Source organism: Comamonas sp., assembly GCF_036643215.1.
Taxonomy (GTDB): Bacteria; Pseudomonadota; Gammaproteobacteria; order Burkholderiales; family Burkholderiaceae_C; genus Comamonas.
This window is the reverse complement of sequence record NZ_JAVXSJ010000010.1, coordinates 122,253-140,622: the sequence shown is the minus strand read 5'-3', so window position 1 is coordinate 140,622 and position 18,370 is coordinate 122,253. Positions and strand designations below refer to the sequence as shown.

The window sequence follows — 18,370 nt, the reverse complement described above, 5'->3', positions numbered from 1 at the left end:
CACCCCATACTCCCTTAGCAGGGGAGCACCTTCGGCCACTCGGTCACGTTTCCAGTATGTCGCTATTGTAAGCAGCTTTTTAAGCTGTTTTTGGAAAGTTGCGAAAATTATTCGCTTTTGTCCAAACCGAAGGCTGTGTGCAGGGAGCGCACAGCCAGCTCCAGGTACTTCTCGTCGATCACGACCGAGGTCTTGATTTCAGAAGTAGAGATCATCTGAATGTTCACACCTTCCTTGCTCAGGGTGCGGAACATAGTGGAAGCAACGCCCACGTGGCTGCGCATACCGATACCGACGATGCTGACCTTAGCGATGTTGGGATTGCCCACCACTTCAGAAGCACCCAGTGAAGGGGCCACAGTTTCGCTCAGCAGCTCCAGTGCACGCTGGTAGTCGCCTTGGCTGACGGTGAAGCTGAAGTCAGTCTTGCCATCCTTAGAGATGTTCTGAATGATCACATCGACTTCGATGTTGGCATCGGCCACAGGACCCAGGATGCCAGCAGCGATGCCGGGGGTGTCGGGCACGCCCAGCACAGAGATCTTGGCTTCACCACGGTTAAACGCGATGCCGGATACGACAGCCTTTTCCATTTTTTCGTCTTCCTCAAAAGTAATCAGGGTGCCGGACTTGGCTTCTTCTTCCAGATCGATGTCCCAGGGGGTGAAGCTGGAAAGCACGCGCATAGGCACTTTGTACTTGCCAGCAAACTCCACGGAGCGGATCTGCAGCACCTTGGAGCCAAGGCTTGCCATTTCCAGCATTTCCTCAAAGCTCACGGTACCGAGGCGCTTGGCCGCAGACACCACACGGGGGTCGGTGGTGTAGACACCATCCACATCGGTGTAGATCAGCACTTCGGCTGCCTTCAGCGCCGCAGCCACAGCCACAGCCGATGTATCAGAGCCGCCGCGTCCCAGTGTCGTGATGTTTCCTTCGGGGTCAATACCCTGAAAGCCCGTCACGATCACGACTCGACCTGCATCCAGATCAGCGCGCACACGCTTGTCATCAATGGATTCAATGCGAGCTTTGGTGAAGCTGCTATCCGTGCGCACAGGCACTTGCCAGCCAGCGTAGCTGACGGACTCGACGCCTTCGCCCTGCAGAGCGATCGCCAGCAACGCCGACGATGCCTGCTCGCCGGTGGAGGCCAGCATATCGAGCTCACGGTAGTACGAATTCTTAGCGTGACTGGGAGCCAGTTCGCTGGCCAGACCCAGCAAGCGATTGGTTTCGCCACTCATGGCGCTGGGCACAACCACCATCTGGTGGCCTGCCCGAGCCCACTTGGCCACGCGCTTGGCGACGTTACGGATGCGCTCTGTCGAGCCCATCGAGGTGCCGCCGTATTTATGAACGATCAGTGCCATTGGATACTAAAGGGTGACGAAACAGCTGCCACGGCGCAGGTCACAAAGGTTTTGGCGCGCCGGCGGTTTTCGTGCAAGTAGAAAGACCAAAACCTAGGAATTGTACCAATCGAGAGTTAGCCCCCGGCGCTCGACAAAACCACGCCCCACCTTGATATGGATGCGGTGCCCTCGCGTAGTACAAACACTAATCTGTTGCATGAGCTGTGAAAGCTGGGCTGCCGTAGGCGTTGTGCCATAAATAGAGCGCAGCCAGTAGCGAAGCACATTACCCAGCCGCACCGCACTTAAAGCCTGCAATGCCTTGATATAAGGCGGGGAGCCCACCCCCTGCAAATCAACCGCCGCCTGCTCATCCAGCAATTCAGACGCCTGCGCACAATGAGCGCTACTGCGGGCAAAGGTGCTGCGAAATTGTGGAAAGACTTGCTCCAGCACCGGCAGCAACTGCGCCCGTATGCGATTGCGCGTGTAAGCCTGATCAGTATTAGTCGGATCTTCCACCCAGCTCACACCCCGCACATGCAGCCAGTCTCTGAGCACCTGCCCCGGCACCACCAGCAAAGGGCGAAACCATTCAAGCTGCGCCCGCCCCCAATGCGAAGGCATTGCCGCCAAACCAGCCACCCCGGCACCGCGTGAAAGCGCCAGCAACAAAGTCTCTACCTGATCATCCGCATGCTGCGCCAAAGCCATAGAGCGCACGGGCTCCAGCACCACACCATCGGCACTAAACCAGTCTTGCTGCGCCGCACCAATCAAGGCTTCGTACCGACCTTGGCGGGCCGCATCTTCCGGGCTTTGGCCTTGGGCATTTCGCGCATCAATAGCGCAGACTTTGAGCGCAATGCCGTGCTGCGCGCACAGTTGCTCACAGTGCTTTTGAAAATCATCTGCCGCAGCCTGCAAGCCGTGATGGACGTGAATCGCCCTCACCTGCCCCGGCCAGCGCGCATGGCAGGCCAGCAGCAAAGCGCACGAATCGGCGCCCCCACTGAAAGCCACCGCCAGCGGCAAAGGCGGATGAAAAGCGGCCACGGCAGCATCTACCTGCGCAGCCGAGGCGCTCAACAAGTAAGCATCGGACTGGGTTTGCATTGCAAATAAACTCCAGATTCATATTTCAATAGCAGCTAGCGCTTTCTACATAAGGGCTAGAGGCCTATTTCACTCAGAACCCCAGCTTACTCAGCTGCAAAAGCAAATGGCTCCCGAAGGAGCCATTGTGCGCAAGCGCCAACCAAGCAGATGCTTTAGCGCTGGCTTAGCTGTTGTCCGCCTTGGTATCAGAGAACTTGCCGTAGCTCTGAATACGCTCATAGCGGCGATCTTGCAGCTCCTTGGGCTTCAGATCCGACAGCTGACGCAGAGCATCGCCCAGCGCACGCTTGAGGAAAGCGCCCATTTGCTTGGTATCGCGGTGAGCGCCACCCACGGGCTCGTTGACGATCTTGTCAACCAGACCCAGCGCCTTCAGACGATGAGCGGTGATGCCCATGGCGTCTGCCGCTTCCTGCGCCTTCTCGCCCGTCTTCCACAGAATGGAAGCACAGCCTTCGGGGCTGATCACGGAGTACACAGAGTACTGCAGCATCAGCACCTGGTCAGCCACAGCAATCGCCAGTGCACCGCCGGAGCCACCTTCACCAATGATGGTGGTGATGATGGGGGTTTGCAGCTGGGCCATCTCATAGATGTTGCGACCAATGGCTTCGGACTGACCACGCTCTTCAGCGTCAATGCCAGGGAAGGCACCGGGCGTATCCACAAACGTGAACACAGGCAGCTTGAACTTCTCTGCCGTCTTCATCAGGCGCAGAGCCTTGCGATAGCCCTCAGGGCGCGTCATGCCAAAGTTGCGCAGCGTGCGCTCTTTGGTGTCACGGCCCTTTTGGTGACCAATCACCATGCAGGGCTGGCCGTTGAAACGAGCCAAGCCACCGATGATGGACTGATCGTCCGCAAAATGGCGATCACCGTGCATTTCGACAAAGTCGGTAAAGCACTCGCGCACATAGTCAAGCGTGTAGGGACGCTCGGTATGACGGGCAATCTTGGTGATCTGCCAAGGGGTCAGATCACTGTAGATGTCCTTGGTCAGCTGCAGGCTTTTTTTGCTGAGCTGATCAATCTCTTCCGAGATATCGACTGCGCTTTCAGTCTGCACATAGCGCAGTTCTTCGATTTTGGATTCGAGTTCTGCAATGGGCTGCTCAAAATCCAGAAAGTTCTTTTTCGCCAACGTATTTCTCCTTGTGCCAGCCTGTTGCAACTCTTGCAATCGGCCAGTGGTAGATGTCATCAAGCCACAGGCTGCGCTTCGAGCGAGCGCCAAATATACCAAGTTGCAACCGTACACCACGGCTTCCAAGCCTCGGCGACCTCACGGGCGTCACTGCGACTGACAGGATCACCCGAAAAATAATTAAGTGAGATGCCCTGAATCAACCCGGCATCATCCAGCGCCAGCACATTGGGCCGCGCCAGGTAGTAAATCAGAAAGTTCTCAGCCGTCCAGCGACTGAGACCGCGAATAGACATGAGCTCGGCAATGATTTCGTCATCGCCCATCTCAGGCCACTCATCCATGCGCAGGCGGTTTTCCGTGAAGTGCAGCGCCAGATCGACCAGATAGTCCACCTTGCGTGCCGACAGGCCTGCCCCGCGCATATCGTCCACCTTGAGCTTGAGCACCTGCTCAGGCTGCATCTCAATGAGCAGCTTGGCAAACTTGTTCCACAGCGTCTTGGCGGATTTGGCAGAAATCTGCTGACCCACGATGGAGCGAGCCAGCGTGGCAAAGGCCTGATCTTGACCCTGCCCTTGTCCAAACCCTGAACCACTAGGCAGCAGCGCCTGGCTGCTGAGTTGCGGAATCAGGCGCTTGAGCACGCGATCACGGCGCATGAGCTGGCGGCAGGCTTCTTCCCAGTAGGCAGGCACACCTTCAGGCAAAGCCAGATTGATCTTGGCTGCAGCCGCTTTAGGGGCGGGTGCAGCCTTGGGGGATGCTACTGTTTTACCAGCAGACACCGCAGTCTCAGTAAGCGATACAGCCCCAGAAGAGCCTAAAGGAGCCACAGGCAGCGGCGCTGCCGGGCCCATGGGCACAGGCAGATCAGCCACCAGAGGCAGCTGCTCAAAATCCATGGTGTCCAGATGCTTGACCGCACTCATGCACGGCCTTTCGCACTGCGCACAGTGTTAATGGAACTTTGCATGAAGCCTTAACCCTTAGCCGCAGCTTCCCAGGTCGTACCGGCGGCAGAGTCCTTAAGGACAATGCCCTGCCCCAGCAGTTCCTTGCGGATGCGATCGGCCTCGGCCCAGTTTTTGTCAGCCTTGGCAGCAGCGCGGGCGGCAATCTGCGCCTCAATGGCAGCAGCATCCACGCCTTCAGCGCCAGCCTGCAAAAACTTCTGAGGCTCGCCTTGCAGCAGACCCAGGCTTGCGCCCAGCTCCTTGAGCAAGCCAGCCACTTCGGGCGACTTGTTGCGGTTGACTTCAGCAGCCAGCTCAAACAGCACAGCCACCGCTTCGGGTGTACCGAAGTCCTCATCCATCGCCGCCTTGAAGCGCGCGGCGTAAGGATTAGTCCAGTCCACCTGCACGGCAGCTGCTGCTACCAAGTCCAGAGCCGTATAGAGACGTTTGAGGGCCACACGCGCATCATCCAAGTGCACGTTGGAGTAGTTCAGCGGGCTGCGGTAATGACTGCGCACGACGAAGAAACGAATGGTTTCAGCGTCGTACTCTTTGAGCACATCACGAATCGTGAAGAAGTTGCCCAGCGACTTGGACATCTTTTCGTTGTCCACGTTGATGAAGCCGTTGTGCATCCATGTCTGGGCAAACGGCTTACCGGTAGCGCCTTCGCTCTGGGCAATTTCGTTTTCGTGATGGGGGAACTGCAGGTCAGCACCGCCACCATGAATGTCAAAGCTCTCGCCCAGCAACTCGCAACCCATGGCCGAGCACTCAATGTGCCAGCCGGGGCGGCCTTCACCAAATGTGCTTTGCCATTTCACATCCGCAGGCTCATCGGCCTTGGCGGACTTCCACAGCACAAAGTCCAGCGGATCATGCTTGCCGTCAGCCACTGCCACGCGCTCGCCCGCGTTCAGCTCGTCCAGCGACTTGCCAGACAACTTGCCGTAGCCGGGGAACTTGCGCACGGCATAGTTCACATCGCCATTACCTGCCTGGTAGGCCAGACCCTTGGTCTGCAGAGTACCAATCATGCTCAGCATCTGCGGCACATATTCGGTGGCGCGCGGCTCCAGCGTGGGACGCTCAATGCCCAGCGCATCGGCATCCTGATGCAGCGCGTCGATCATGCGATCGGTCAGGCTACGGATGGTTTCGCCGTTTTCCACCGCGCGCTTGATGATCTTGTCATCAATATCGGTAATGTTGCGCACATAGGTCACCTGGTAGCCGGTGGCACGGAGCCAGCGCTGCACCACGTCAAATGCCACCATGGAGCGCGCATGGCCCAGGTGGCAGAGGTCGTACACCGTCATGCCGCAGACGTACATGCGCACATGGCCCGGCTCGATCGGCGAAAAAGATTCCAATGCACGCGACAGCGTGTTGTAGATACGCAAACTCATGAATCTTGAATTAGGGAGAGAGGGTGGCGATCAGCGGACCGGCATGCTGCTTTGCATCAACCGTGCCTGCCATACCCTGAGACTGAAAAATGCGCACTAGCATCCAGACACATCCCTGCCTGGTCAGACGCCTAAGCGCTGCGCACCCCTCAGCTACAATTCCCGTCAGTATAAGCTCCCGCCGCAGGGCAGTTCTTGCGGCGCACTGAAAGCACCTACATGCCTGTACGCAACTTGTTTAGTACCGCAGCGCGTATGGCCGTTGTGGCCGTCATGCTCACCGCCGGCAGCGCCTACGCCGATGATTATTCGGATGTTGCCCAGTTGCTCAAGAGCGGCAAGACGCAACAGGCGCTGCAAAAAGCCGACACCTATCTAGCCAAGAATGCGCGTGACCCGCAGATGCGCTTTTTGCGCGGCATTGCGCTAACCAATGATGGCAAGACCGAAGACGCAATCACCGCCTTCCGCCTGCTGACCGAGGACTACCCAGAGCTGCCCGAGCCCTATAACAACCTGGCCGTGATCTATGCACGCCAGGGTGATCTGGACCGTGCCCGCTCCGCCCTTGAGGCCGCTGTGCGCAACAACCCGAATTACGCCGTGGCACACGAGAATCTGGGCGACATCTACGCCCGCCTCGCCTACCAGTCCTATGCGCAGTCTCTGGCCAAGGGCGGCCGCCCTGCAGCCTTGAACCCCAAGCTCAAGCAGCTCAAGGATATGTTGCAGCCTGCGGCGTCTGTCGCTGCACCAGCAGCTGGACCTGCAGCAGCCCAGCCCACGCAGCCTGCTCAACGCTGAACCCGGTCTTCATCAGCCCCTCAAAAAGCGACCCACCTCTTGTGAAGTGGGTCTGCGCCCTCAGCTCCCATACAGCCTGAACTCAGAGGCCGCGGCACAGCGGCTTGGGGCCAAGGCGTACTCACATCAGGAATATGACATGCTGAATTTTCGTCGAATAAGCCTTAAAGCCCTTGCCTCTATTGCGCTGACAGCTACTGTTTTTGCAGCTCCCAGCTTCGCGCAAGCCCAGTCCAAGGTGCAGATTAAGACCAGCATGGGCGACATTGTGGTGGAACTGAACGATACCAAAGCACCCAAGAGCGCGGCCAACTTTCTGCAATATGTACGCGACAAGCACTATGACGGCACGGTCTTTCACCGCGTAATCGATGGCTTCATGATTCAGGGCGGCGGCATGGATGCCAACCTGAGCGAAAAGCCCACCCGCGCCCCGATTCCACTGGAAGCCAGCAATGGCCTGAAGAACGACCGAGGCACCATCGCCATGGCGCGCACCGGCAACCCAAACTCGGCCACCTCCCAGTTCTTCATCAACCTGGTGAATAACGACATGCTCAACGCACCCAAGCCTGACGGCCACGGCTACACCGTGTTCGGCAAGGTCACCAAGGGCATGGAGGTAGTGGACAAAATCCGTGCCGTGGCTACGGGCAACCGCGGCATGCACCAGAATGTGCCCGTGACGGCGGTGACAATCCTTTCAGCCACCGAAATCAAATAAACCAGCAAGGGCTGCGCGGCATTCAGGTGCCAGCGCCAGCCTCTCCCTCTCAATCCTCAAGAAAGACAGACATGAGCAATCCTCAAGTTGAACTGCACATCACCATCAACGTGGCTGAAACCGCGACTCAAGGCGTGATCACCCTGGAACTGGACGCTGTGAACGCTCCCAAGTCCACCGAGAACTTCCTGGGCTACGTGAACAAGGGCTTCTACGACGGCACCGTGTTCCACCGCGTGATCAAGAACTTCATGATTCAAGGCGGCGGTTTCACTGCTGACATGAAGCAAAAGGACAGCGACGCCCCTATCGAGAACGAAGCCAAGAACGGCCTGAAGAACGACAAGTACACCATCGCCATGGCTCGCACCAGCGACCCACACAGCGCTACTGCTCAGTTCTTCATCAACACCGTGGACAACGCTTTCCTGAACCACACTGCCCCCAACGGCCAAGGCTGGGGCTACGCTGTGTTCGGCAAGGTGGTCAAGGGTGAAGAAGTGGTTGAAGCCATCAAGAAGGTTCGCACTTCGCGCAAGGGCTTCCACGACGACGTGCCTTTTGACGCCGTGGTGATCGACAAGGCTGTAGCGATCTAATCGCTCCCCCTGAGGCGCTACCGCGCCTTCCCCCTCTCTCGCTACGCGGGAATGGGACGACGGCCTCGCTGCGGGGCGGCCCTTGCTTGCCGCCCCACTGTGAGGCCGTTATTGTTTTTAAGGCTGCGCCCCTTTCTCTTTATCCATGACTGACTCTTCAGATCCCCGCACGACTGCACCTCAGGTGGCGCAACTGCAAGGCGCGCCCGAGTGGCGAGCTATCGACTTCATTTCCGATCTGCACCTGCAGCCTTCCGAGCCGCAGACGGTTGAGGCCTGGCGCGACTATCTGGCGCGCAGCTCAGCAGATGCCATCTTCATGCTGGGCGACCTGTTTGAAGTCTGGGTGGGCGACGATGCATTGGATGAGCCCAATAGCTTTGAAGCCGAATGCGCGGCACTGCTGCGCGAGGCTGCGCAAAAGCGCCCCTTATTCTTCCTCGTGGGCAACCGCGACTTTCTGGCAGGTGATGAATTTCTGAAGCGCAGCGGCATGACGGGCTTGACCGAGCCCACGGTGCTGCACTGGGCTGGTCCCAGCATCTTGCTCAGCCATGGCGATGCGCTGTGTCTGGATGATGTGGAATACCAGCAGTTTCGCGCCGTATCGCGCAGCCCAGCCTGGCAGCAGCAGTTGCTGGCCCAGCCGCTGGCCGTGCGCCGTGCCATTGGCAAATCGGCCCGTACAGAGAGCGAGCAGCGCAAACAAAGCGGCGCACCTTATGCGGATGCCGACGCGCAAATGGTCTCCACCTGGATGCAGGCTGCGCAAGCGCCTTGGCTGATTCACGGCCACACGCACCAACCTGCCGACCATGCGCTGGGGCAAGACCATTGGCGCATCGTGCTGAGCGACTGGCACATTGATGCAACGCATCATCGCTCCGAGGTACTACGCGTAACGCCTGAAGGCTGGCAACGCATACCGCCTGAGCTGGCTTGAACCGCTACTTTTTTAAGAGCTGGTAGCGCTTGATATTCATAGAATTCATAAACAAAACGATTGAAATCCTATGAATAAAAGGCGCAAGCAGCTATCAAACTTAAAAAGGCACCCTGAATACAAAAGCCCGCTGAAGAGCCCAATGCACTGCGCACCGGGCTTTTTTCTGACGGGTATGGCTTAAACCGAGATCGCCGAAGCCGAACCCACCTGCTTGCGCAACTCAAACTTCTGAATCTTGCCGGTACTGGTCTTGGGCAGCTCACCAAACACCACAGCACGCGGCACCTTGTAGCCAGCCAGATGCTTTTTGCAGTGGGCAACAATGTCTTCTGCCGTGGTTTCAGCGCCCGCCTTCAGCTCCACAAAGGCGCAAGGCGTCTCTCCCCATTTCGGGTCGGGCTTGGCCACCACGGCAGCGGCCAGCACGGCGGGGTGACGGTACAGCACGTCTTCCACCTCAATCGACGAAATGTTCTCGCCACCCGAGATGATGATGTCCTTGCTGCGGTCCTTGATCTGTATATAGCCATCAGGGTGCTGCACGGCCAGGTCGCCGCTATGGAACCAGCCACCCCGGAAGGCTTCAGCCGTGGCCTGCGGGTTCTTGAGGTAGCCCTTCATGGCGATATTGCCCTGAAACATGATCTCGCCCATGGTCTGGCCGTCATGCGGCACAGGCTGCATAGTCTCGGGGTCCAGCACGGCGGCAGAGCGCTGCAGATGGTAACGCACGCCTTGGCGCGAGTTGAGGCGGGCGCGCTCGCCAATGTCCAGCGCATTCCAGCTCTCATGCTTGGCGCAGACGGTTGCAGGGCCATAGGTTTCGGTCAGGCCATAAACATGGGTGATATCAAAACCCATGGCCTCCATACCCTCAATCATGGAAGCCGGTGGCGCAGCGCCCGCCACCATGGCCTTGATACCCTCGGGCACACCTTCTTTCATGGCGGCTGGCGCGTTGACCAGCAGGCCATGAACAATGGGCGCGCCGCAGTAATGGGTCACGCCATGGTTACGAATGGCATCAAACACCGCCTGCGGCTCTACCCGGCGCAGGCAGACATTCACCGCCGCGCGTGCCGCCACCGTCCACGGAAAGCACCAGCCATTGCAGTGGAACATGGGCAGCGTCCACAAATAGACGGCGTGCTTGGGCATATCCCACTCCAGCACATTGCTGATGGCGTTGTTGTGCGCGCCGCGGTGGTGGTAGACCACGCCCTTGGGGTTGCCGGTGGTGCCACTGGTGTAGTTCAGCGCAATCGCATCCCACTCATCGCCGGGCATCTGCCAGTCAAAACCGGCATCGCCCTGGGCCACAAAGCTTTCGTAATCGATGTTGCCTACCTGCTCTGCCGCATCGCCATACATAGCGTCGTCAACCTGAATCACATAAAGAGGCTCTGCGTTTTTGCGCAGCTTCAGCGCCTTGGCAATCAGCCCCGTGAATTCGGGGTCAACAATCAACACCTTGGCTTCGCCGTGGTCGAGCATGAAGGCCAGCGTCTCGGCATCCAGCCGGGTATTGAGCGTATTAAGCACGGCGCCAGACATGGGCACGCCAAAGTGGGCCTCCACCATGGGCGGGGTGTTTGGCAGGATGACGGCCACGGTGTCGTTCTTGCCGATGCCTATTTTTTGCAGGCTGCTGGCCAGCTGCCGGCAGCGTGCATAGGTCTGCCCCCAGTTCTGGCGCAAATCACCATGAACAATGGCAAGGCGCTCGGGGTAGACCTCGGCCGTTCGCGCAATAAAGCTCAAAGGCGTCTGCGCGGCATAGTTAGCACTTGTGGGGGCGAGGTTCAGGTCGTAATGACTGGTGATATGGCTTGTCATGTTTTTGTCTCCTGAGCGTTTTGTACTCCAGCTAGCTCTGCACCCAGCTTACAACCCAGCGCGGCACTGGCCTGTTTTGAGCCATAGCCAGCCAACCCAGCCGCAAAATCTGTCAAAACAGCCCCACCGCCGGCACAAAAATCCTCAGAATCATCAAAGGTTATTAATGCAGACAGAAGTTTCAACATCTTCTGAAATTCAATAAACATATTAAAAATCAATGCACTAGAAATTCAATCAATGCCGCATTGCTGCCTGATTTTTCGGCACGCAGCGCCAGTCATCTATAAGACATCATTTATCTGACATATCAAGCGCAAAGACTTCAAATCGCTTTTAGAATTTGCGCATGTTTTGAGGTGATGGCTGCCAACACTGGCAGGCAAGGCCGGAGTTCCTTCCCCGCATGGAACCCGTTCTGGAGACTCAAAACTGTGAGGCGGAGGAGACATTTAGAGGAGCGTCCGGCAATGACCGGGCATCTGGAGACCTGAGCCTGCACCTGTTAGTGCAGGCTTTTTTTTGCCCGCTCATCGCATGCTCGGCATTCCTCTTTCGCTCTCGGCGATTGCCGAAAAGGCAGAATACGGGGGTGTCCATTCCCCAATCATTTATCCAAGAGTTGCTCTCCCGCGTCGACGTGGTCGATATCGTGGGCCGCTATGTGCAACTCAAAAAGGGCGGCGCCAATTTCATGGGCCTGTGCCCGTTCCATGGAGAGAAGTCGCCCTCGTTCACCGTCAGCCCCAGCAAACAGTTTTTTCACTGTTTTGGCTGCGGCAAGAACGGCAACGCCATCGGCTTCTTGATGGAGCATGCCGGCATGGGCTTTGTGGAAGCCGTGCAGGAGCTTGCTAACCAGTGCGGCCTGCAAGTGCCGCAAGACGACATCAGCCCCGCCGAGCGCCAGCGTCAAGCCCAGCAAAAGCAAAAGGCCGAGAGCCTGAGCGACCTGCTGGAAAAAGCGGGGGAGTCGTATTGCAAGCATCTCAGGGGCGCGCCCAAGGCGATTGAGTATTTAAAAAAACGCGGCGTATCGGGCGAAGTCTGCAAGCGCTTTGGTCTGGGCTACGCGCCTGCAGGCTGGCATGGGCTGGCTAGCGTTTTCCCTGAATATGACAGCCCACAGCTTGAAGAAGCGGGGCTGGTCATCGTTAGCGAGGAAGACAACCGCCGCTATGACCGTTTTCGTGACCGGCTCATGTTCCCTATTCGCAATGTCAAAGGCGAATGCATAGGCTTTGGCGGACGCGTGTTTGGTGACGAAAAGCCCAAATACCTGAACTCCCCCGAAACACCGGTCTTCCACAAAGGCCGCGAGCTGTATGGTCTGTTCGAAGCCCGCACTGCCCTACGCGACATGGGCTATGCCCTGGTCACCGAAGGCTATATGGACGTGGTGGCGCTGGCACAGCTGGGCTTTGCCAACGCCGTTGCCACGCTGGGCACCGCCTGTACGCCCGAGCATCTGCAAAAACTGTTTCGGTTTACCGAAGCAGTGGTCTTCAGTTTTGACGGCGATGGCGCCGGTCGCCGCGCCGCCCGCAAGGCGCTGGATGCCGCCCTGCCGCTGGCCACAGACACACGCTCCATCAAATTTTTGTTCTTACCGTCCGAGCATGACCCGGACACCTTTATTCGTGAGTTCGGCACCGACGCGTTTGCCCGCTATGTGGGGGATGCGACGCCGCTAAGCCGCTTCCTGATTGAAGCCGCCAGCGAAGGCTGTGATCTCGGCCAGACCGAAGGCCGAGCCCGCATGGCCAGCAATGCCAGACCGTTGTGGTCGCTGCTACCTGATGGCGCGCTCAAGCGTCAGCTGCTGTCTGAAATTGCAACGCTGGCACAGCTGAATTCACAAGACCTCACCGACATCTGGGCGCAGGAAACGGCTCGCACCGCCCCTATTGCCCGCCGTGCGCCTGCCGCCCCCGTGCATCAACAAGCTCCAGACTGGGATGCACCGCCCAGCAACTGGGACAACGCCCCTGACTGGGCCGAGCCCAGCGCACCCGCTCAACACGCTTATCAGCCGCAAGGCAGCGGCGGCAACTGGGCTGGCCGCAAGGAATTTGGCCGCCCACGCAAGCCCTGGGGTAAAAAAGGCGAGGACTGGAACCCGCCACAGCTGGGGCCGCGCCCCACACCCGTCAGCCGCGAAGATCAGGCTGCGCGCCTGCTGATGTGCCATATGGAGTTCATGGAAGAAATGACCCATGAGGACTTTGATGCGCTGGCTCGCTGCAATGAAAGCCACGCGCCGCTGTTTCGCTGGCTGGAGGCACAGTTCACCGAATCCGGCCCCCGCTCCTGGGCCTTGCTGCGCGAGCAATTACAAGGCGCAGCGTGCGAGCCGCTGGCCAGCAAATTAATGAACGGTGCACATGCCCAGCCCGAAGGCGAGGTCGATGAATTGCGCAAGGAGTTGCGCGGCACTTTGAACCTGATTTTGGTAGATCACCTCAAGCGCGAAGAAGGAAAAGCTCTCAAAGAGATAGCTACTGACCCAACCGCAGCAAGGCGATATATCGAATTTCAGGAGCGACGAAAAAAATTATCTGTAATTATTAGCACTACCTCTTGACATCTGATTAAAAGGTATAATCTAAATATCTATCGGCAAGAGCGACAGCAACACCTCCGACCCGGGCTCCGTGAAGAAATCACGAGATTGCAGCAACTGCATGGCCCAATATTCGCAAGGATTGCATACCAAATGATCGCCCCAACATCTTGCCCGGGAGTCTTCGGCTTCCAGCGGACTGGCTAAGCCAGTTCGTGCGCCAGCATGTGTGGCGCTTGTTTGCAAATTTCGTTTTCCTTTGTGTGTTTGTGTGTGTTCGTACCCCGAGAGGTGTTCATGCCCGTTTCAAAGTCCGAGAAGTCCAAGCAGGCCCCAGCAGCTTCCGCGAAGCCCAAGACCTCTAAAACTTCTGCTTCCACAGCAGCGCCCATCAAGGCCAGCGCCAGCAAGCCTGCTGTGAAGAAGAGTGCCGCAGCTGCGGCCGATGCAAAGAAAGACACCACCGTGGTTACCAAGTCACAAGCCGAACTCAAAGCCATGGCCGATGCGCTGCTGGCACAGGCAACTCCCAAGCGCGGCCGCAAGAAGGCCGAAGACGACGACACCGCTGCCGCTCCCGCCGCAGCCAAGAAGACTGTCGCCAAAAAAGCACCTGCAGCCAAGAAAGCTGCCGCTGTCAAGGCTCCTGCCGCCAGCGCTGACGCTGACAAGGCACCCGCCAAGCGCGGCCGCAAGCCCAAGGCCAAGGAAGCCGACGAAGGCATGGATGATGCAGACCTGTCGGATATCGACAGCGATCTGGAAGGTGAAGTCGAAGAGGAAGTGGCGACCGGTGCTGCCGCCGCTCCTACCGAAAAGGTCAAGCCTCTGCGCATGAAGATCAGCAAGGCGAAGGAACGCGCCTTGATGAAGGAATTCGGTCTGGACGAAACCGTTCTAACTGAAGACGAATTGAATACCCGTCGTCAGCGTCTGAAGATGCTGATCAAGCTGGGTAAGACCCGCGGCTACCTGACACACGCTGAAATCAACGACCACCTGCCTGACAAGCTGGTCGATGCCGAAACGCTGGAAGTCGTGATCTCCATGTTGAACGACATGGGTGTGGCGGTGTACGAGCAGACGCCCGACGCCGAAACCCTGCTGCTGAACAACACAGGTCAGTCCGCTGCTACCGAAGAAGAAGCCGAAGAAGCTGCAGAAGCCGCTCTGTCCACCGTGGACTCGGAATTCGGCCGCACTACCGACCCCGTTCGCATGTACATGCGTGAAATGGGTACGGTTGAGCTGCTGACACGCGAAGGCGAAATTGAAATCGCCAAGCGCATTGAAGGCGGCCTGATGGACATGATGGAAGCCATCTCGGCTTCCCCTGCCACCATCGCTGAAATCCTCAACATGTCTGAGGAAATTCGCGAAGGCAAGGTTGTCATCACCACCGTGGTGGACGGTTTCGTCAATGCGAACGAAAACGATGACTACGTGGCCGAAGAAGACTTCGACGAATACGACGAAGAAGACGACGACGACGGCAAGGGCGGCTCCAAGGCGCTGACCAAGAAGCTCGAAGAGTTGAAAAACGAAGCACTGACCCGCTTTGACAACATGCGCGAGCAGTTCGACAAGATGCACAAGGTGTATGACAAGGAAGGCTACGGCACCGAGGCATACATGAAGGTGCAGAAGGCCATCACCGAACAGCTGATGACCATCCGCTTCACGGCCAAGACCATTGAGAAGCTGTGCGATCTGGTGCGCGCTCAGGTGGATGACGTGCGCAAGAAGGAACGCGAGCTGCGCAAGATCATTGTGGACAAGTGCGGCATGTCGCAGGAACAGTTCATCAAGGACTTCCCGCCCAACCTGCTGAACAAGGAATGGGTCATCAAGCAAGTCGCCGCAGGCAAGCCCTACAGCGCCGTGCTGGAACGCAATATTCCGCCCGTGCAAGAGCTGCAGCAGAACCTGATCGACCTGCAAGCCCGCGTGGTCGTGCCTCTGGATGAGCTGAAAAGCATCAACAAGCGCATGAACAATGGCGAGCGCGCCAGCCGCGACGCCAAGAAGGAAATGATCGAGGCCAACTTGCGTCTCGTGATCTCCATCGCCAAGAAGTACACCAACCGTGGTCTGCAGTTCCTGGACTTGATTCAGGAAGGCAACATCGGCCTGATGAAGGCCGTGGACAAGTTTGAATACCGCCGCGGCTACAAGTTCTCGACCTATGCCACATGGTGGATTCGTCAGGCCATCACGCGCTCCATCGCTGATCAGGCCCGCACGATCCGTATCCCTGTGCACATGATCGAGACCATCAACAAGATGAACCGCATCTCGCGCCAGCACTTGCAAGAGTTTGGTTTCGAGCCCGATGCGTCCATCCTGGCAGCCAAGATGGAAATCCCCGAGGACAAGATCCGCAAGATCATGAAGATCGCCAAGGAGCCGATTTCGATGGAAACCCCCATCGGCGACGACGACGATTCTCACCTGGGCGACTTCATCGAAGACGGCAACAACACAGCGCCTATCGACGCTGCGATGCAAGCCGGCCTGCGCGACGTGGTCAAGGACATCCTGGATGGCCTGACACCTCGCGAAGCCAAGGTGCTGCGCATGCGCTTCGGTATTGAAATGTCCACCGACCACACACTGGAAGAAGTGGGCAAGCAGTTTGACGTGACACGTGAGCGTATCCGTCAGATCGAAGCCAAGGCACTGCGCAAGTTGAAGCACCCTTCGCGCTCCGATAAGCTGCGCAGCTTCATCGACTCGCTGTAAAGTCTGTGCATGGAATCGGCCTGCTGGTTCCTCACTGCTCAAAGCCCTGACCTGCCCTAGGTCGGGGCTTTTTCATTTGCGCTCAGGTCAGCAAGTCTTTGCTTGCGCGCAAAGCCCCCCGGCAAGCCAAAAATAACGGAGACACAACATGGCCAACAGCATTTCGACCGCTCTCAACAAAGTCACCAGCCGCAACATCACTCGCCGTGAATGGTTGAACTACAGCTCAGCATTGCTCGCCGGTAGCGCTTTTGCAGCGCCGTTGGCGCAAGCCAATCAGGCACAGCGACTGGGCGCTGAGCTGCGCATCGTCATCCCCGCCAACCCCGGCGGCGGCTGGGACCAGACCGGCCGCGCACTGGGCGCGGCACTGATCAGCAGCGGCATGGCGGACAAGGTCGTCTATGAAAATATTGGCGGCAAGGGTGGCACCATCGGCCTTGCCGACTACACCAAGCGCTACGGAAGCGACCCCAACAGCCTGCTGATTGGCGGCATGGTCATGGTCGGTGCACTGGCGCTGAACAAGGCATCGGCCGAGCTGAAGCAGGTGCAGACACTGGCACGTATGACCAGCGACTACCTGGTAGTGGCCGTGCCTGCCGACTCGCCCATCAGCAGCCCCAAGGACCTGGCCAAGGCCATGCGTGAAAACCTGCCCGCAGTGGCGATTGCTGGTGGCTCTGCCGGTGGTGTGGACCATATGTATGCCGGCATGCTGGCCCGGGTCTCCAAAGCCAACGCCGAGCAGCTGCAGTACAAGCCCTTCCCCGGCGGCAACGATGTGCTGCAGTCTCTGCTGAAAAAACAGGTGCAAGTAGGGATTTCGGGCTACAGCGAGCTGCGCGAGGCACTGCAAAGCGGCAAGCTGCGCGCGCTGGGTGTCTCTTCGCGCCGCGCCATGTTCGGCATTCCTTCCATGCGCGATCAAGGCCTGGATGCAGAGATGTCCAACTGGCGCGCCGTGATGACAGGCAAGAATGTGGCGCCAGAGCGCTCCAAGCAAATGCTGGCAGCTATCGAATTTGCGAGCAATCATGACAACTGGAAGCAGAGTCTGGCCAGCAACAGCTGGAACGCCTCGTGGATGACCGGCAAGGCCCTGCACGACTTCATGGAGATCGAGACCTCCACCGCGCAACTGATGACCTACCTGCTCAAGCTCAAGAGCTAAGCTCCCGCTATGCTTGAGCGCATGAACTCTTCCGTAAACCCCAGCTCTCGCCCTCTGTCCGTCGCCGTCATGGGCGCAGGTTCGGTGGGTTGCTACTTTGGCGCCCTGCTTGCACGCGCAGGCCACTCCGTCACGCTGATTGGCCGTGCATCACACATGCAGGCCATTAACGAGCACGGCCTGAGGCTGCAGACCGCCACGGAAGACATTCATGTGCCTGTGGCCACCAGCACATCGGCCGATGCCGTCGCAGGGGCTGATGTGGTATTACTCTGCGTCAAATCCACCGACACAGAAGCCGCCGCTGCGCAGATCAAACCTCACCTTGCCAGTCACACCCAGGTACTGAGCCTGCAAAACGGCGTGGACAACGACCAGCGCCTGCGCCAAGTGCTGGGCAATCAGCCCGTGGCCGCTGCCATGGTCTATGTGGCAACCGCCATGGCCGGGCTGGGCCATGTGCGCCACTTTGGCCGGGGCGAACTGGTGATTGCACCCTGCCCGCAAGGCGAGGCCATTGCGCAGCAGTTCAGCGCCGCGCACATCCCCACCCAGGTTTCGGGCAGCGTGCTGGCTGCACTGTGGCAAAAGCTCATCATCAACTGCGTGTACAACGCGCTATCTGCCCTCACCCAGCAGCCCTATGGCTGGCTGGTGGCGCAGGATGGCGTGCCTGCCGTCATGCAAGACATTGCCAGCGAATGCAAAGCCGTGGCGCTGGCCGATGGCGTGCAGCTGCCTGCCAATGTCGATGAAGCCGTGGCCGCCATTGCGCGCACCATGCCCCTGCAACTGTCCTCTACCGCGCAAGATCTGGCTCGCGCCAAGCCCACGGAAATCGACCATCTCAACGGCTATGTGGTGCGACGCGGGCAGGCGCTGGGCATTGCCACACCAGCCAATCGACTGTTGCAAGTGCTAGTGCAGCTCAAGCAAACTGCTGCAAAAACAGAGCCACTATGATTTCCATAGCTTCAAGCGCCTATCAATAAAGGG

At 58.2% G+C, this 18,370-nt stretch carries 15 protein-coding genes; 8 read left to right on the top strand and 7 right to left on the bottom strand.

Annotation, left to right across the window (positions count from 1 at the left end; genetic code table 11):
• Positions 1 to 107: 107 nt before the first annotated feature.
• From RSF91_RS09435 to cysS, 5 genes are all read right to left on the bottom strand, one after another.
• Positions 108 to 1,373 (bottom strand): aspartate kinase, encoded by a 1,266-nt coding sequence (locus tag RSF91_RS09435; protein WP_099738038.1) that lies wholly within the window; start codon positions 1,371 to 1,373, stop codon positions 108 to 110.
• A gap of 93 nt (positions 1,374 to 1,466) precedes the next feature.
• The gene (gene tilS / locus RSF91_RS09430; protein WP_332568173.1) at positions 1,467 to 2,471 is read right to left on the bottom strand and encodes a tRNA lysidine(34) synthetase TilS; all 1,005 of its coding nucleotides are present in this window, start codon (positions 2,469 to 2,471) and stop codon (positions 1,467 to 1,469) included.
• Positions 2,472 to 2,637: 166 nt separating this feature from the next.
• The gene (locus RSF91_RS09425) at positions 2,638 to 3,615 is read right to left on the bottom strand and encodes an acetyl-CoA carboxylase carboxyltransferase subunit alpha (RefSeq protein WP_332568172.1); all 978 of its coding nucleotides are present in this window, start codon (positions 3,613 to 3,615) and stop codon (positions 2,638 to 2,640) included.
• A gap of 59 nt (positions 3,616 to 3,674) precedes the next feature.
• Entirely contained in the window at positions 3,675 to 4,550 is an 876-nt protein-coding gene (locus RSF91_RS09420) for a DNA-3-methyladenine glycosylase family protein (RefSeq protein WP_332568171.1), read from the bottom strand.
• 50 nt (positions 4,551 to 4,600) lie between these two features.
• Positions 4,601 to 5,986 (bottom strand): cysteine--tRNA ligase, encoded by a 1,386-nt coding sequence (cysS, locus tag RSF91_RS09415; protein ID WP_332568170.1) that lies wholly within the window; start codon positions 5,984 to 5,986, stop codon positions 4,601 to 4,603.
• A gap of 219 nt (positions 5,987 to 6,205) precedes the next feature.
• On the opposite strand from cysS, the gene RSF91_RS09410 reads away from it, so the two are divergent.
• The 4 genes from RSF91_RS09410 (at position 6,206) to RSF91_RS09395 (ending at position 9,056) form a co-directional block, all read left to right on the top strand.
• Positions 6,206 to 6,790 (top strand): tetratricopeptide repeat protein, encoded by a 585-nt coding sequence (locus tag RSF91_RS09410; protein WP_332568169.1) that lies wholly within the window; start codon positions 6,206 to 6,208, stop codon positions 6,788 to 6,790.
• Positions 6,791 to 6,929: 139 nt separating this feature from the next.
• On the top strand, positions 6,930 to 7,514 hold the full coding sequence (locus RSF91_RS09405) for a peptidylprolyl isomerase (protein WP_332568168.1): 585 nt from the start codon (positions 6,930 to 6,932) through the stop codon (positions 7,512 to 7,514).
• A gap of 71 nt (positions 7,515 to 7,585) precedes the next feature.
• Positions 7,586 to 8,113 carry a peptidylprolyl isomerase gene (locus RSF91_RS09400; protein WP_099738045.1) on the top strand — a complete coding sequence of 176 codons (528 nt, stop codon included), beginning with the start codon at positions 7,586 to 7,588 and terminating at the stop codon, positions 8,111 to 8,113.
• 145 nt (positions 8,114 to 8,258) lie between these two features.
• Positions 8,259 to 9,056, top strand: coding sequence for a UDP-2,3-diacylglucosamine diphosphatase (locus tag RSF91_RS09395; protein WP_332568167.1), 798 nt, complete (start codon positions 8,259 to 8,261; stop codon positions 9,054 to 9,056).
• A 180-nt stretch (positions 9,057 to 9,236) separates the two neighbouring features.
• Here the strand turns inward: RSF91_RS09395 and RSF91_RS09390 are convergent, their stop codons facing one another.
• Complete coding sequence (locus tag RSF91_RS09390) at positions 9,237 to 10,883, bottom strand: acyl-CoA synthetase (protein WP_332568177.1); 1,647 nt, start codon at positions 10,881 to 10,883, stop codon at positions 9,237 to 9,239.
• 8 nt (positions 10,884 to 10,891) lie between these two features.
• Positions 10,892 to 11,104 carry a hypothetical protein gene (locus RSF91_RS09385; RefSeq protein ID WP_332568166.1) on the bottom strand — a complete coding sequence of 71 codons (213 nt, stop codon included), beginning with the start codon at positions 11,102 to 11,104 and terminating at the stop codon, positions 10,892 to 10,894.
• 383 nt (positions 11,105 to 11,487) lie between these two features.
• Here RSF91_RS09385 and dnaG point away from each other — a divergent pair, with 383 nt between their 5' ends.
• The 4 genes from dnaG (at position 11,488) to RSF91_RS09365 (ending at position 18,337) form a co-directional block, all read left to right on the top strand.
• The gene (dnaG, locus tag RSF91_RS09380; protein WP_332568165.1) at positions 11,488 to 13,479 is read left to right on the top strand and encodes a DNA primase; all 1,992 of its coding nucleotides are present in this window, start codon (positions 11,488 to 11,490) and stop codon (positions 13,477 to 13,479) included.
• A 276-nt stretch (positions 13,480 to 13,755) separates the two neighbouring features.
• On the top strand, positions 13,756 to 16,200 hold the full coding sequence (gene rpoD, locus RSF91_RS09375; protein ID WP_332568164.1) for an RNA polymerase sigma factor RpoD: 2,445 nt from the start codon (positions 13,756 to 13,758) through the stop codon (positions 16,198 to 16,200).
• Positions 16,201 to 16,348: 148 nt separating this feature from the next.
• On the top strand, positions 16,349 to 17,374 hold the full coding sequence (locus RSF91_RS09370; protein ID WP_332568163.1) for a Bug family tripartite tricarboxylate transporter substrate binding protein: 1,026 nt from the start codon (positions 16,349 to 16,351) through the stop codon (positions 17,372 to 17,374).
• A 21-nt stretch (positions 17,375 to 17,395) separates the two neighbouring features.
• Positions 17,396 to 18,337 (top strand): ketopantoate reductase family protein, encoded by a 942-nt coding sequence (locus RSF91_RS09365; RefSeq protein WP_332568162.1) that lies wholly within the window; start codon positions 17,396 to 17,398, stop codon positions 18,335 to 18,337.
• Positions 18,338 to 18,370: the final 33 nt, after the last annotated feature.